Source organism: Pseudomonas sp. NBRC 111127 (genome assembly GCF_001320345.1).
Taxonomy (GTDB): Bacteria; Pseudomonadota; Gammaproteobacteria; order Pseudomonadales; family Pseudomonadaceae; genus Aquipseudomonas; species Aquipseudomonas juntendi.
Genome location: NZ_BCBD01000143.1, coordinates 1 through 14,085 on the forward strand (window position 1 = coordinate 1; position 14,085 = coordinate 14,085).

At 58.0% G+C, this 14,085-nt stretch carries 8 protein-coding genes; 3 read left to right on the forward strand and 5 right to left on the reverse strand.

The features are described from left to right. The 3 genes from APH30_RS21280 to APH30_RS21290 form a co-directional block, all read left to right on the forward strand. A partial coding sequence (locus APH30_RS21280; protein ID WP_305728797.1) for a PA2817 family protein occupies positions 1-193 on the forward strand: 193 nt, incomplete at its 5' end. A 163-nt stretch (positions 194-356) separates the two neighbouring features. Beyond that, the gene (locus tag APH30_RS21285) at positions 357-896 is read left to right on the forward strand and encodes a fimbrial protein (protein WP_082416224.1); all 540 of its coding nucleotides are present in this window, start codon (positions 357-359) and stop codon (positions 894-896) included. Positions 897-974: 78 nt separating this feature from the next. Next, positions 975-1,712 carry a molecular chaperone gene (locus tag APH30_RS21290; protein WP_082416225.1) on the forward strand — a complete coding sequence of 246 codons (738 nt, stop codon included), beginning with the start codon at positions 975-977 and terminating at the stop codon, positions 1,710-1,712. A 9-nt stretch (positions 1,713-1,721) separates the two neighbouring features. Here the strand turns inward: APH30_RS21290 and APH30_RS21295 are convergent, their stop codons facing one another. The 5 genes from APH30_RS21295 to APH30_RS21315 form a co-directional block, all read right to left on the reverse strand. Then, positions 1,722-3,176 (reverse strand): hypothetical protein, encoded by a 1,455-nt coding sequence (locus APH30_RS21295; protein ID WP_054913686.1) that lies wholly within the window; start codon positions 3,174-3,176, stop codon positions 1,722-1,724. A 53-nt stretch (positions 3,177-3,229) separates the two neighbouring features. Then, positions 3,230-5,422 (reverse strand): autotransporter outer membrane beta-barrel domain-containing protein, encoded by a 2,193-nt coding sequence (locus APH30_RS21300; RefSeq protein ID WP_054913687.1) that lies wholly within the window; start codon positions 5,420-5,422, stop codon positions 3,230-3,232. A 184-nt stretch (positions 5,423-5,606) separates the two neighbouring features. Beyond that, entirely contained in the window at positions 5,607-7,613 is a 2,007-nt protein-coding gene (locus tag APH30_RS21305; RefSeq protein WP_054913688.1) for a hypothetical protein, read from the reverse strand. Positions 7,614-7,728: 115 nt separating this feature from the next. Beyond that, positions 7,729-11,472 (reverse strand): RHS repeat protein, encoded by a 3,744-nt coding sequence (locus APH30_RS21310; protein WP_054913689.1) that lies wholly within the window; start codon positions 11,470-11,472, stop codon positions 7,729-7,731. Next, the coding region (locus APH30_RS21315) for a hypothetical protein (protein ID WP_218186815.1) at positions 11,469-14,085 on the reverse strand (2,617 nt) is incomplete at its 5' end. The genes APH30_RS21310 and APH30_RS21315, both read right to left, overlap by 4 nt.

Below are 14,085 nucleotides of genomic sequence, written 5' to 3' on the forward strand. Positions count from 1 at the left end.
CGGTCATTTGGTGCCGCGGGACTTGCTGTGGTTCTTTGGTGGCGATTGCCTGCATTTCATGGCCGATGAGGAATTAGCGCTTTATCAGGCATTGGAAGAACGCCGCCACGAGGCTCAGGAGCAAGGCGAGCCCTTCGACTGGGTCGAGGAAAAGCAACGCTTGCACCTCGCTCAAGATCCTTCCCGTTTCTAGCCTGCCAATACCAGGTAGCGCTAAGTCACGCCCCTTTTTCCCGACAGCGATCCGGACATACCCTACAGAACGCCCCAACTGTGCGATGTAGCCTTCGATTAAGCCGCGATAAACGCGCCAACGTTGGTAGCGGCTGTATCGAACTTTCGTATCGGGGAACCAGATGAAACGTCTTTTTGCAATACTCACACTGGGAATGATTGGCAGCTCTGCGATGGCCAATAACGGCATCATCAATTTCGAGGGCACCGTCAGCGCTGGTGGTACTTGTCCGATCGACCTAGTCACTCCGGGCGGCCCGTCCCTGCCGAAAGTCTTTCTCGGTGACTTCAGGAGCGAGAATTTCACTGCCATCGGTCAACAGACCGAGATGGTCCGCTTCGCCCTTCGCGTCGACCCGACCACCTGCACCATCGCCGCTGGCCAGAAGGCTTTCGTGAAATTTGCGGCCCACTACGGTACGGACCCATCCGGAAGGCTGTATGGCCTGCAAAGCGGAGTGGGCTACAGCGATGGCATGGCGCTTGCCATTTATGACAAGAGCAATGCCGAACTGGCACCTGATGCCGAGTCGGTCGAGTACGAGCTAAGCGACAGCGTACCCACCGACATGAATTTCACCGCCCGACTGGAGACGGTCAAGGCGAACGTTACCGAAGGACAGCTCAGAGGCAGCGCCACGTTCACGGTGGACATACGCTGACGCCTACCCGCTTCTTGCAGGTCCATGGGTGCGCCAAGGCGCACCTGCTCTAATGCCATCAAAGTAAAATTGCCAACCATGCCAAACTTGAAAGTCGTCCTTGCGACGCTGGTCACAATGGCGGTGCACAGCCTTGCGTGCATCCCGGCACACGCGGCGCTGACGATCAGCTCAACTCGAATCGTTCAAACCAGTGACAAGCAGAGTACCTCGGTGGTGGTGGCCAACCCGAGCCGCGCCACCTATGCCGCCCAGGCCTGGATAAACACCGAGGCGGACGACATCACCACGGCAGTGCCCCTGATAGCCTCACCCGCCTTGTTCCAGATCGCTCCACAGGGCGAACAGACAGTACAGATCAATCGCTTGCCCAATGACCTGGCAAACGATCGTGAAACTTTGTTTTTCTTCAACCTGCAAGAGATTCCTCAAGCTGAATCGGAGCAGAAGAATAGCCTGACGATTGCACTTCGCACTCGAATCAAACTGTTCTACCGGCCCAGCGAAATACAGGAAAACCCAGCCGATAGCCTGAACACGCTGCAATGGTCGGTTCGCTCGATCGACGGAACGCCTTACTTGATCGTAGACAATCCATCGCCCTTCTACTTCACGTTTGGCAAACTGGTCCTGAATGACAATCACAGACAAGAACAGGTCGACACCAAGGCGATGGCAGTTCCCAAGGGCTCCCAGACCTATAAATTGAAACGGCTGCCGACCGGGCCTGACGTAACGCTAGCATTCGATATCATCAACGACTATGGCGGCAGATCAGCTGAAATACGCTCCCCCCTTTCAATCACTGCCCCCTGAAGTGGCGAACTATTTTCTCAGTACGAACGAGGAACCGGGAAAGTTGATCCAATTTTTCCCAGCATCAAAACTGACTGCCACATGCAAGGTGAAGGGGCTGTTATCCAGCAAGGCCACCAGAAAAGCCCTGGGCAACAAAACCTCACCTTCGCTGCCAATGCCCCGCTGCGCCTGCGAAGCCGTTACCGGATGCCCGTCAAGCACGTAACAGGGTTCAGCATCGCCACCGTTGCTCGATACACCGGTCGCCCAGATGGTGATCCGCTGGCCTTGCGCAATCAATCGCCAGGTTCCCAGACTGACCGTGTAAGCATCGCGAACCGGCGTAAGGCTGAAGTCCGAGCCATTACCGCTGTTACCGTCCAGCTGGACTTGTGGCAGGTGCTTGCTAAGTGCCTTGACCTGCAGGTGTACTGGGTCGGGTAAATGCACTTCGACCTGGTAATTGACTGAAATAGTCGTGCGGCTCTGTCCGACCAATTTCTCCACGGGTATTTCATAATGGCGGGGGCGCCCAGCTACCTCCGTGTCGGTGGTGTAATAACCGTAATCACCGGGGCTGCCCCAAATCACCCTCACTGACTCGCCGGGATACACCACTGCCTCGTCAGGGACCAACACCAGCAACGGCTGATGGAAATCGTCAAGTTCCAAGGCCAGGCTAGCCCCCGCTCCCGTAGTTTGCTCGACCTGCACAGGCGGCCATGTGCGTGCTACACCGACCTTGACTGTCAGTTGCAGGTAGCGGGCAAAAGCACTCCGGTTCCCGGCACGGTCCTCGATGACATACCTCAGATAGCGAACCCCATTACCTCGGGCGAGAATAAGATCGCGGGCAAAATCAATGTAGATCGGCTTGCCCATGTGCTCCGAACCTAGCGTGAAATCACCGGCCTCCTCGTCACTGTCCGGCTCCTCATCCCAGTAGTAGAGAATCTTGTCACCCGGCATGGGCTCATCGTACAAAGGAATCTCGACACGCAATCGATCTTCATGGTTGTCCAGATAGTGATCAGTCAACCCACCCTGTTCGATTTCGTCAGGGTCCTCCACCACCAGCAATTGACCACGAGCCGCTGAAAGAACTGGCGCAGTCCGATCTATCACCACGCTATAGCATTCCGAGTCACTGGAGTCGCCACTGCCGTTCGTAACCAGGTACTTGATCCAATGCTGGCCATCGGCGAGGCGATTTTGCGGTATCTCGCGCACCAAATCGTCGGCAGGGATAGGGCCAGTCCAACTGTCACTGTCGACGACATCGCCATCCCATATCACCTTGAGCGATTCTGGCTCACCCTCCCGGGGGTCGGTGATTGGCCAGATGGGAACGATGACCCTCAAGGGGTTCGACAACACCGCGACAGGAAGTAGATTTGCCTGCCCGCCCGGGATATCTGGCAGCACGTCTGGTACCGCTACACGCTCCAGTAGTTCGCCAGTCTCATTGAATATCCCAGTCATTTTTTCGTAGCCCTCATGACGGGAGGGCTTAGGCCCTCCCTCCAGACCATAGGTCACCAGCTGTAGCGCAGCCCGATAGTCGCGCCCCAAGGCTGATTTATGCCCTCGCCACGACTGTGCTCTATGTCGGCATGCACCTGCAGCTTGTCCGCCAGCGATACCGCCAACCCGGCGCCCAGCTCCAGGCGCGAGCCGGAGAGGTCATTGGAAAAGTGGTGACCGTTGACTTTCACGGCGTTGTTGTTCGCAAACTCATGGGCATACGCTGCACGCAGGTAGGGTTGCAGGACACGGCCGTCACTGAATGTATAATTACGTCCAGCGCTCGCCCCTGCCTTACCTAACAACGACCACGCCCTTTCACCATCAGCCTTCAGGCCATTGTCCAGGTGATAGTCCTTGGTCTGGAAGTAAGCGGTTGACCATTGGGTAAAGGGTTCAACGAAGTAACCATCATCCAGTTCAATATGGCGACCAAATTCGGCGGACATTCCCACACCATGGTTGGCGTAGTCGCCCTTGGCCCGGCTACCGTCGCTGAGCGCCACCTTGGACTCATTGTCGAAGCGGTTGAGCTTCACCACGCCATCGAAGTAGTAACCGCTTTGCCGGTCGAGCCAGGTGGTGTACAGGCCTAAGTAATAGCTCTCTACCTCACCCGTGGTCCCCCCTGTGAGGTCGAGGTCCGAGCGGCTATGCCCGGCCAGTACGCCTAGCAACCACTGGCCATCGCCGACCGGCAAGGGCGCATCCACACCCAGCGAGATCCCACGCTGGATCTGCCGGTAGGCAACGCCTGAACTGGCAGCTACGTCGTACTTGTTGCCATAGCTACGCAACCATCCGCCGGCCTTGCCGTCATCCAGACGTAACTCTCCCATACGGCTGCGCAAGGAGCTCAGCTCCCCATACCAGACCGTTGGCGCGGCGTTGAAGAGTGCCATCACCGATTGTGTACCAGGGCTTATCACCTTGCGCGAGCCGTCGAGATACCAATCGTCACCACGCTGGACCAGTTCGTAGGAAAAAGCCCCCAAATCTACCGGCCCGTCAAGCAATGCAAACTGCGCATCACCACCACCGGTGTGCACCACGTGCAGCTCGTTCTCATTGTCGGGCTCGGCACCGCTGCTGCCGATCAACAGGCTGTGGCTACCACTGGCATTGCCGGTCACATCGAGAAAATCCGTGGACCCTGTGGAAAAATCGGCATCCATGACGAACGTACCCTGGCCAGACAGGCTTTCGAGCGTCAACCGGTGATAGGCAGTGGGGGCGCCGAACTGCACCGTGCCCCCGTCGAGTCGCAACTCACCGACGCTGGCGTCGTCTACCAAGGTCCAGCGCGCCTGATTGGCGATAGTCAACGTGGCCACATTTTCAAGCTGGCCGGTCAGGCTGGCCTGATTGTCGAGCGTTACCACGGCGCTGGAGCCTTCCTCGACCACCACATTACCTACCAAATGCGCATTATCGACCGTCAGGTCGGCGGTGGAGTCATTACGAACCTCCAACAGATTGCCGTTGCTGCCACTGAGGGTGGACCCGTTAGCGACATGGATAACCGCCGATGCCGAACCGGATCTGCTTCCGGCCACCACGATGGCGGCACCGTCCTGACCAACAACCTGGGAACTGTCCAGATCAATCTGCGCCTGACCGGGGTTGTTATTGTCGACGCCCACCAGAATGCCCTCCTGAGCGCCGACAATTTGGCTACTCTGGGCCTGCAGTAGCCCGTTGAACAGGCGTACCCCATAACTCCCGGCCGTGGAGCCCTGCACAGTGCTGTTGATCAGGTACAACTGCGAACCCGACGCAACCGAGGCACCACCCTGCGCGCCGCTGATGGTACTGCCCGTTACCCTGGCCACCGAGCCGCCCTGGCTGTCCCTGGCCAGCACCAGGCCCCGCCCGCGATTGGTCACCACGCTACCATCGAGCGTGGCCTGGGCTCCCCCCTCCAGCAGGACGGCATCGCCGTCGCCATCGACCGTACTGCCATTCAGTACCAGAGCACCTCCGCCGCGCAGGTGCACACCCTGCAATATTGCGCCGTTGCCCGTCAGAGTGGCACCGCCCAGTACTTGATAGCTGTCGATCGGTGCGCTGCCATCTATCGTTGTATCCTTGTCGACAATGACAGTGGCAGCGTTTGATAGGGCACCGAACAAGCTGAAGGGTGCCGTTGCAATGCCAATCACTATCCGCCGCCCCCAACCCAAGCCGTGAGATGCTTTGATCATGAATGATTTTCCATACCATTAAGAAGTGACGCGAACTGCTCAATTGCTCGCATAAATCTCAAGACTACAGTCGCCATCAGATTTTTCTGTAGAAAAACACCTACATTCAAAGTGGAAAATCCTGACATTCATAATTACCCTCCAACGCGTGCGGCTAACTGTCAACATCAACGGCACATGTAGATCAGGTTGGGGTGCACTGCCCGGAAGGTGGGACGAAGGCCAATTGCACCTTGGCTGTCTCTGACGTCAGTGGGTCCTTCTCGCCCAGAAGCGTGTAGGTAGCGTTGGCCCGTTGGCGAAGGAGGTTTGGATCCTCGGACCCTTCGTAACTCGGTTCTACATTGGTTTCCCAAGGCACTCGCCAAGTGAAACCGGTAACGGGATGGTCTGTATCGATAGGGATTGTTTGCTGAAGCGTTACTTCGTCGACAATCTCAAAACCCTGCTCATCGCTGCGCCCGCGATAGACCCACCAGTCCATACGTACCTGGGTAAAGGGACCGAACTGCTGGTAGGGAGTTAGATCAGGAACGCTCACGACAACGGCCGGCCCATCCGCATGGGGCGAGCTGTCTTTGATGCTCTGGCAGTTGATCAGGCCACTGGAGCTCAAATGCTGAAAGACCGGAACCTGTGGAATGATGACCACTCCATCGACCTCAACCCTGGTTATCTGTGAATGTACCGGATTGTGTATCTCAGGCCGGTTTACGACGTAATGGGCCGGAAGATCTGCTCGGTTACCACCTCGTTCGACGACACTCCAGGCGATCTCGACAGTGACTTCTCCGTCGGTAACGTCTTTCTCAATAATCGTATGGACCGCTGCTTTTTGATCAGCCCAGTAGAATGTAAGCACGTCGGCCACCTGGATAAAATCAGCCAGTAGCACCTTGAGATCGACGGGTTTATCCGCGTCAGCGCGATCCAGCTGATTCTCCTCACTGGTACCACCACGGCCATTGACTGCGAGCGGGGTCAAATCGGGCTGGGTAGGGTCCGGCCAGTCGGGCCCCGGGAAATCAGGGTCCAGCGTTTCAAAATCCACGAAGACCGTGGTATCAGCCCCGCCGGCTTCATGGGTGCCCCGTTGAACGATGTAGGCAACGGTCGTCTCCTTTGGGCCTGTGCCTGAATACGCCCCCAGCAGCACCGCGGCCGGCACCGCAACCCGGACGTACTCCCCAGGTGCCGAACCTACCCGCTCAGCAGCCAATGGCGTCGCTCCCCAACTCACTGTTACATGATCGTCGGGCTTGGCATTTTCGTACACAGGAACCCAGACTTCCACGCCTTCCATCGCGTCGGCCTGGTCGATCAGGTGGCCATCCGCGTCGGTGGCCAACGGCACCTCTGGGTCGTCGAACGCAACCGGTAGAGGCCCAAGCGCGACAGCGACGGGGGTATACAATGACGGCCTACTGATATTCCCTGCCTTGTCCAGCAGCACATACAAGGCATACACGCCACCGTCACCCACCTCGATCACTTTTGCCGCCTGAATTTCGATGACCTGATCCTCGCCAGTGGTATCGACAGTTGCCACGGGCGCAAGGTTGATCAGGTCTTCGGGATTGTCAGGTACCTCGGTCAACCAATAGACCAACACCCTATCTTTCGCCATCCAGCCTTCATAGCCGGGTAGCATGACCTGTACTTTGTCATCTGCCTGCTCCAGGCTTTTGTCCGTTACAGGGGGAATGCTCGGAAAAGCAAGGGGCTGGGAATTCCCATAGGGTGGTTCGGTATCGAAAATGAGCGTCAGCGGCCTGGAGCTGGAATGTTCTTCCGCATCATTCATGACCCAGGAGCGAAAGTGGTGTACACCATTGAGCTTCATCTCATCCAGGGTCGTATCCAATGTCACTGGATAAGGGTTGGCGATAGGTTTCTCGAAAAAGTTTATCGTCTCCTCATGAAGTGTCGTCCATGTCGTCCCATCCCGGGAGTGCTCAATTCTCAGCTTATCCGTCTCAGTGAACGCCCAGTGCGGCACGCTCAGAACGAAGTTTTCATTTTTATCGATGAGAAATTTCGAAAAGACCGTATGGTCAACGGGGTCCGCTAACATACTGGGATCAATCTGCAAATCGGCGAGGTCTGCAAACATTTTGCTCCGCGCCTTCAGGAGCCGGAAATTCTGGCGAACTTTTTCCGATGCCGAGAGTTGTTTTGACATACCGTTCATGAGACGCCCATCCTTACGAGGTTTAGTCACAAGAATTTCTGACACGATTTCACCTGCTCATGCCCGGCGTAGCAACTGGCAGTTTTACCAGTTGCTACGCAAGCAAAACTGGATATCAGCCAGACTGCTGAGCCACCAAGCGGTCGAGCGGGTCGTAGCCATAATCGGCTAGCGGCACCCCGCCCACGTCACTCACACGGACCAAGCGCCCCAACGCGTCATAATCAAGCCGGCGCCCTTGCTCATCGACGATCAGGTTGCCATCAGGGTCGTACGCCAGCAGCACTTCCCGCGGCTGCGGATCAAGCCCGGTTATCGTGAAACCCGACAACTGCGCCGGGTCCTCCGGGTTCTCGAAGTGATAGTCAACGGTCACCCGCCCTTCGCTATGCAGCGTGCGTACACGGGTAATGTTATCCACGGTGTCAAAGCGAAAAGCCTGCGCCTCGATGGTGTTCCCATACGGATCGACCGGCATGAAATCCACGTCACCCGTGCAGGTGTAGTCGAGCAGCCTGCCGCGCTCGTCATATTCGAAGTGCTCCTCACGCAGTGTCAGTTCGCCCTCGGTGAGCCTTTTGCAAGTTATGCGATCATCGGCATCGTAATCTTGGCTCAACACCTGGCCCGACGCGCCAAAGTCGAAGCTGCGCTCGGTTTCCCGATCGAAGTCGTCGTGTACAAGCGAGATTTTCAGCGAATGGCCTGCCTGCAGATCCTGGGTATGAATGGTTTCCATCCGGCCCAATGGGTCATAGGTGAACTCGCTCAGCAGCGCCCCCAATTCCGTCGACTCAAGCCGCCCCGCCGAATCGTAGCGATAGACCTGCTCATTACCCAGCACGTCGGTGTAGGACAACAGGCTTGCATTGCGGCTGTACACGTAATTCATCTCATAGGCGGCCTCTGCCCCGTGCTGGCGCTTCTCCAGCTTTACTTCACCGGTGCTGAAGTATTCACGGGTCAACAGGACATCCTGCTCGGCGCACGACTTCAAGCGTGCGTTCTGCTCGTCATAGACATAGCTGGCATGGATGCCTTCCTTGGTCAGCGCCCGGCTCAACGGCTCTTCGCCAAGTTGAGGGAGATAGGTGTAATCGATCCGCTCTCCACGGGGCGTGAGAACGTGACTAGGTTGGCGCTGGCCCGGGTCGAAGTGGTAAGTACGGACGCGGCCGCCAGTGATCGACTCGACCATCCGACCCAACCCGTCGAAGCGCTGATGGCCCAGGACACTAGTTCGAAGCTGGTCGTTTTCCAAGAGCCGGACTTCGATCCGCACCGGCAGGTCTTCCTGGCTGTGCAGGGCATATTCGCGATGGACGACAGCATGATCGGGCAACCGGTTATCCACCAGGCGATCGAATTCATCATAGGCAAAACGTGTTTCGTCATTGCTCGGGCTCACCTCACGCACCGACCGGCCGAGGCCATCATAGAAGTACTGATGACGGCTGACAGGCCTGGCCTGAGTGTCGATGCGCTCCACTTGGTCCGCTGTACCGAATGCGTTCATCCAGGTCACGGTCTGACCACTCTTGAGGCTGCCATCGGCGGACTCGCGCCATTCTCTGCGCACCGGGCCACGGTAATGCGGAGCACCGATAGGGTCGGTCTGATCATGATGGACCACGCCATCCGGGCCTACTTCGCTACAGCGGCTGCCCCAGCCGTCGTAATGGTAGGCATGCGGCAACGGCACGTCCGCCAGGCGATGCCAGTCCACCTCGGTTTCCTCGATCAGATTGCCCAGACCATCGTAGCGCGCAGCGTAGGTCTGGCGAAAAGCTTGCTGTCGAGCGGGCGTGTCGCCGAAGTCGGGGTCCTGACGGCGCTCTTCGGTCACACGGTTGAGGCCGTCGACGATACTCAAGGTAGCCACACCTTTGACATCCACCCGAGTCTGCGTAGCCTGGTTGCCTGGTATGGCCACGAGCACATAAGCGTACTGACGTGATGCCGCATATTGCGTATCGGGCGCCACAGTTTCCCGGGTGACCCGGCGTAGACGATCGTACTCGTAGCGAATTTCCACATCATTGTCATCGCGGCTCAACAGCGGCTCGCCGAACAATGCCGAATCCTGCAAGGTCACAATCTTGCGCGAGTGACGCTCTCCTCCTTCGGGCAACGCCTCACCATGGTCGTGGCCAGTGACAGTCTGGCAGGTCTGCACCACAGGGTGACCATCGACCACCAGTGACAGGTAGTCGAAGTCGATGATCGTCGCCAGACCATTCATGGTGCTGACCTGCTGCTGCAGACGCCCATACCGCAGGGGGTCGAGCGGGTCTTCGTGGTAAAGGTAATCGACGCTGCGCAACTCGGCTCGCTGTTCGTCCGCCAGCAAGCGGCACTCCTGTTCCAGATCCTTGACCAGCCAGCCAGCGGACTCGCCCAGGCCAGGCAACACTTTGTAGCGGTAGAAAGTGGCAAGCGTCGGCGCCCCTTCCTCGATACCAGCACCCTGGGCAGGATGCACGGTGCGTTGTTTCACATTCCGAACGAACCCCTCTGGGTCTTGCGCCTGCGGGTAGTACTCTTGAACAGTGCGCGTACCGTTGGGCTGGCATTCCTCGGTAAGATTGCCGAAGCCATCAAAGATCGTTGCATGCTCCTCCTGCCTAAAGTCCACGGAGTTGTTTTCGATCGCCCAACTGTCGGTAACGGTGTGGGGCAGTTGAAAATAGGCCGGCTGCTCAGCGAACTGCTTGTTGGGCAATTCGTGATATTTGGTGACGGTGGTTCTGATACAGCGCTGCTCAGTGGTGACTTCTTGCGTGAGCAGGTGAAAACGATTGAAGGTGCGCTTCACCGTACGTGCGACCTTGTCATCGAGGTAATGACTGACCGTGGACTCATACTGGTAGGTTGGATCGGCTACCTTGTAGAGGTTGTCCCGGCCATTGTCGTCCCACTCGATACCTGAGCCAAACCCCAGGAAATTACTGGCACTGAAGGTGTACCCCAGTTTCATTTCGGGTTGCCCGTTGCCAGGCTGCACTACATGCTGTGAAACATAAGGCAGGCTCCTTCCAGAGCTGCCTGGAAGGCCATGCCCCTGCTCCCTGTACTGTACCAACTCCACCCCGCCCGAAGGGTTGTCCACCCGTTCCAGCAAATGCAGGGTGTTGCCGGGCGCATACTCCACAGGCTTGTAGGCGAATGCCCAACGGCCCTTGTCCTCGCTGGGCAAGACGATTTTGCTCAGCCGGTCTCCTGAAAACTCCAAGGTATAGAGAGCCGCTTGCTGCGTGTTCGGGTGCAGCGTGATGGAAACATGATCGTTGCCGGCATAATCGATCCACAGCAAGGCACGGGATGCATCATCGACGATCGACTCGAGGCAGGCACCATGCTTGTAAGGCTTGTAGGCCAGGGTAATGCCATGTCCCGAAGGCGCCAGTATACGGGTTGGCAGGGCAAGGTCGTCGTCGCCCTGCTGCGGCTCCAGGATCTCGACCAGACCAGACTTGTGGGCAATGCGAAACCGCTTTCGCTGCCCTTCGCTGACATTGCGAAAATGAAAACTCTCCACCTTGCGCTCAGGCACCAGGGCCTGCTGACCCGGGCCGTTGTCGACCACCTGAAAAGCTTCGCCGCTGTGCAGGTCGAGCATGCCGGTACTGATGCGGAACTGGCTGAGCACCAGGTTCCAACCGGTACCAAAGCCCGAGTCACGGTTGTTAAGGGGATTGAACGCCAGGCGCAACGGCAGATCGGGCCCACACAGGTCATTGGCCGGCAGACCTGGCAGATCGATACCCAGGCCATACTGGCCGGTGCGGGCGTCGACACTGCCCTGCACGAAACTCATGAAGTTGAAGGCATTGGAGTGAATGACGGTTTGCATACTCATGATGGGTCTCCTATAAGCTCAGCGCCGAGCGACAGACGCAATTCGTTGCGGCCATCGGTACCCAATCTGAAAGTCACCATCAGTGAATGGGCACTGCCGTAGTTGTCGGTGAGTGTGAACGACAACGGCTTGTCGAGGATTTTCCGGTAGTCGCCCGCCGTTGCTTGCCAGAAGGGAAAAGCCGAGGTGCGATCCAAGGTCAAGAGCAACGTGCCTCTAGGAATCTGGTACTGCCCTTTCAACGCATAGTCTAGGCGGGTGTAGGCGACCGACGGTTCCAGCGTCAGCAACTGCAACTTACCGCTGTACTCCACGCCTTCGTGCATTTCTGGTGCATCCGCCCTACGCCGAGGGTTGAACCCAAAGCCTGTGTATGAGGCGAATGTCTCATTGGCCTGTTCGCTTTCCCACCTGATCATTGAGCTGTTTTGGAAACGTACGTCGACGAAAGTGATATTGCGGCCCTGGAGTTGCCAGTAGTCGGTGGTGTAGTGCCAGTAGTTGAAAATGTCCGGGCGGCCATCCGAGCCGATTTCATCCTTGCCCTTCTCGGCGGCCACCCGCAGCCCGCCACCTGCATCCGCCCAGTCGTAGTCCTGCAGGCTTGGCAGGGGTACAGGTACGCCCTCGAGTAAAATTTCCCCCTTTTCCTTGCTGGGCTCGTCATCCGAATACCACCAGCCATTGTCATGCGCTTGGAACTTGGCGGTGAATTTGCTCACCTCGGCTGAAAGGGTCTGCACATAGACGGTCAGGGTGCGCTTACCATCGTTGGGGGCATGCAACGCATCGGCCACTTCCGTTGCATTGGCAGTGGGTAGGTAGTCGAAACGGTTTCGCACTTTGGACGCTGCCCAAAGCTTACCCCCCGGCTGCAAGGCTTCCTGATCCGCGGGCAGGTAATCGATCTCCGCGCCCCCTGGCCCAAGAAGCTTGAGCGTAGAAAGCTCGAGATCGCTGACGGGGTCGAACACCGTCTCGCCCGAACTGTCGATGAAGCTGTTGGTGACGATGGTGATATCAATACCGACTTGCTGCACGCCGTTGGCCAACACCTTGCTGCGGTTTGGGTGGTTCAGACTCAGGCTGAATTCGTTGAGTTCGCGCCAACGTTCTTGCTTTGCCGCTACCCTCATCGGGGCGTTACGTTGATGCTCGATGAGCGCGTAGCCACCGCTACGGCCAGCTCTGCCACGCACCACGCTGACCTCGCCCGCTTCCACGCCAGGCGCTGGAGCCCTATACAGGCCACTAATCGGGTCTATTTCTCCGGCACCGTAGACTTCCCAGCTTTCGGCTTCGACCTCGGTCAACGCGAACTGCTGGCTGTCCGAAGCCATCCGAAGCACATGGAAGGGCTCGATCTGCAAGGTGGGGGTGTGGGTCAAGGCAATCGAGGCGTAGCCATGCTCATCACCATCACTGACCCGAATACGCTGCAGGCGGACCGCGACACCCCCCGATTCACCGTCGGGGGTAAATGTCGCACGGCGGCCGTCGCTCTTGTCTGGCTCCAGTTTACCGTGCACTTCGCCGACAAGTGCCCAACTGCCTGCACGGTTTGCGGTCAATTCGATGGGGTCATCGCCCTGGCTCCAGGGCGAGACGCGCGGCGATATCGCCAACGGGTACTCGGACTCCACCACTAGCGCCGAGCAGGTGTACGTGCGCTGCTCGGTGGTAGCCGTGGCGGTCACGACGATGACATTCTGCTCGCCGGCGAAGTTCTCCACCGCCGTGGCGGTGTAGCGGCCCTGCGGGTCGATACCGCCAGTGGCAAGGGGGTATCGAAGGTTGCGGGCACCCCAGCTCGCTGACGGTTGCCCTTGGACGGTAAAGTGCAGCGACGACCCTGCAGCGACGCTGCTCACGCCCGGTTGCAGCCGGCGCGTCGCGTCGCCTGGGCCTACCTCCCCGAAAAAAATCCGGTCGAATGGTGTGGCATCGTCGCTGAACTCGATTTCGTGCCCCTCCGGCATGAGCAGCTGCCTCAACAGTCGCTGGCCAGCGGCATCGATCAGGGTACTTCTTACTTTGCCAATCAACAGGGCGGCGCCATGATTCACCTTCAGGCCCTGCTGTTTCTCGGGCAACAAATACGGAAGATTGCTGGGTATACCCTCAAGTTCAGCCTGACCAGCCAGTTGCATCAACAGAACGACGGCGCCATCGTCACCCGGTAGGCTGCCCTGTGGCACAGGTGCTGCCATGGCAATGGGTACGCAGTCGACGAATGAAAGCGCGTCGTAACCGACCGGGTCGAACGTGAGCAGCGTCAGCGAGCGACTGAACTGTGCTTGCCCTTTCAGGCATTCCAGTATGAATTCGCCCATGGCCCGTGCCGCGGTATCCGTGCTGCCGAGGGTGCACATAGGGTGGCTGGCTTCGCTGAAGTCCACGAACAGTTGCGCCTGCCCGAACCCTGGGATGTTGCGCATCGCCAGCTTGACCGTCACCTCGAGATTGAAGCCCATGCCTTGCTGCAGTATGTGGCTCCTGCGCAAACGGCTTGCCCTGCCAGGCTGCAACGCAGCGGTTTGGCAGCGGCCTGCGATCATCTCGAATTGTGCGGTGACGCTCGATGTTCTGCCAGTCGCATGCTTGAACGACAGT

What these genes read in the sequence shown, in the direction of transcription:
- APH30_RS21310 (WP_054913689.1), bottom strand. Translation starts at nt 11,472, where the DNA reads ATGAGTATGCAAACCGTCATTCACTCCAATGCCTTCAACTTCATGAGT.
- APH30_RS21305 (WP_054913688.1), bottom strand. Translation starts at nt 7,613, where the DNA reads ATGAACGGTATGTCAAAACAACTCTCGGCATCGGAAAAAGTTCGCCAG.
- APH30_RS21295 (WP_054913686.1), bottom strand. Translation starts at nt 3,176, where the DNA reads ATGACTGGGATATTCAATGAGACTGGCGAACTACTGGAGCGTGTAGCG.
- APH30_RS21285 (WP_082416224.1), top strand. Translation starts at nt 357, where the DNA reads ATGAAACGTCTTTTTGCAATACTCACACTGGGAATGATTGGCAGCTCT.
- APH30_RS21300 (WP_054913687.1), bottom strand. Translation starts at nt 5,422, where the DNA reads ATGATCAAAGCATCTCACGGCTTGGGTTGGGGGCGGCGGATAGTGATT.
- APH30_RS21290 (WP_082416225.1), top strand. Translation starts at nt 975, where the DNA reads ATGCCAAACTTGAAAGTCGTCCTTGCGACGCTGGTCACAATGGCGGTG.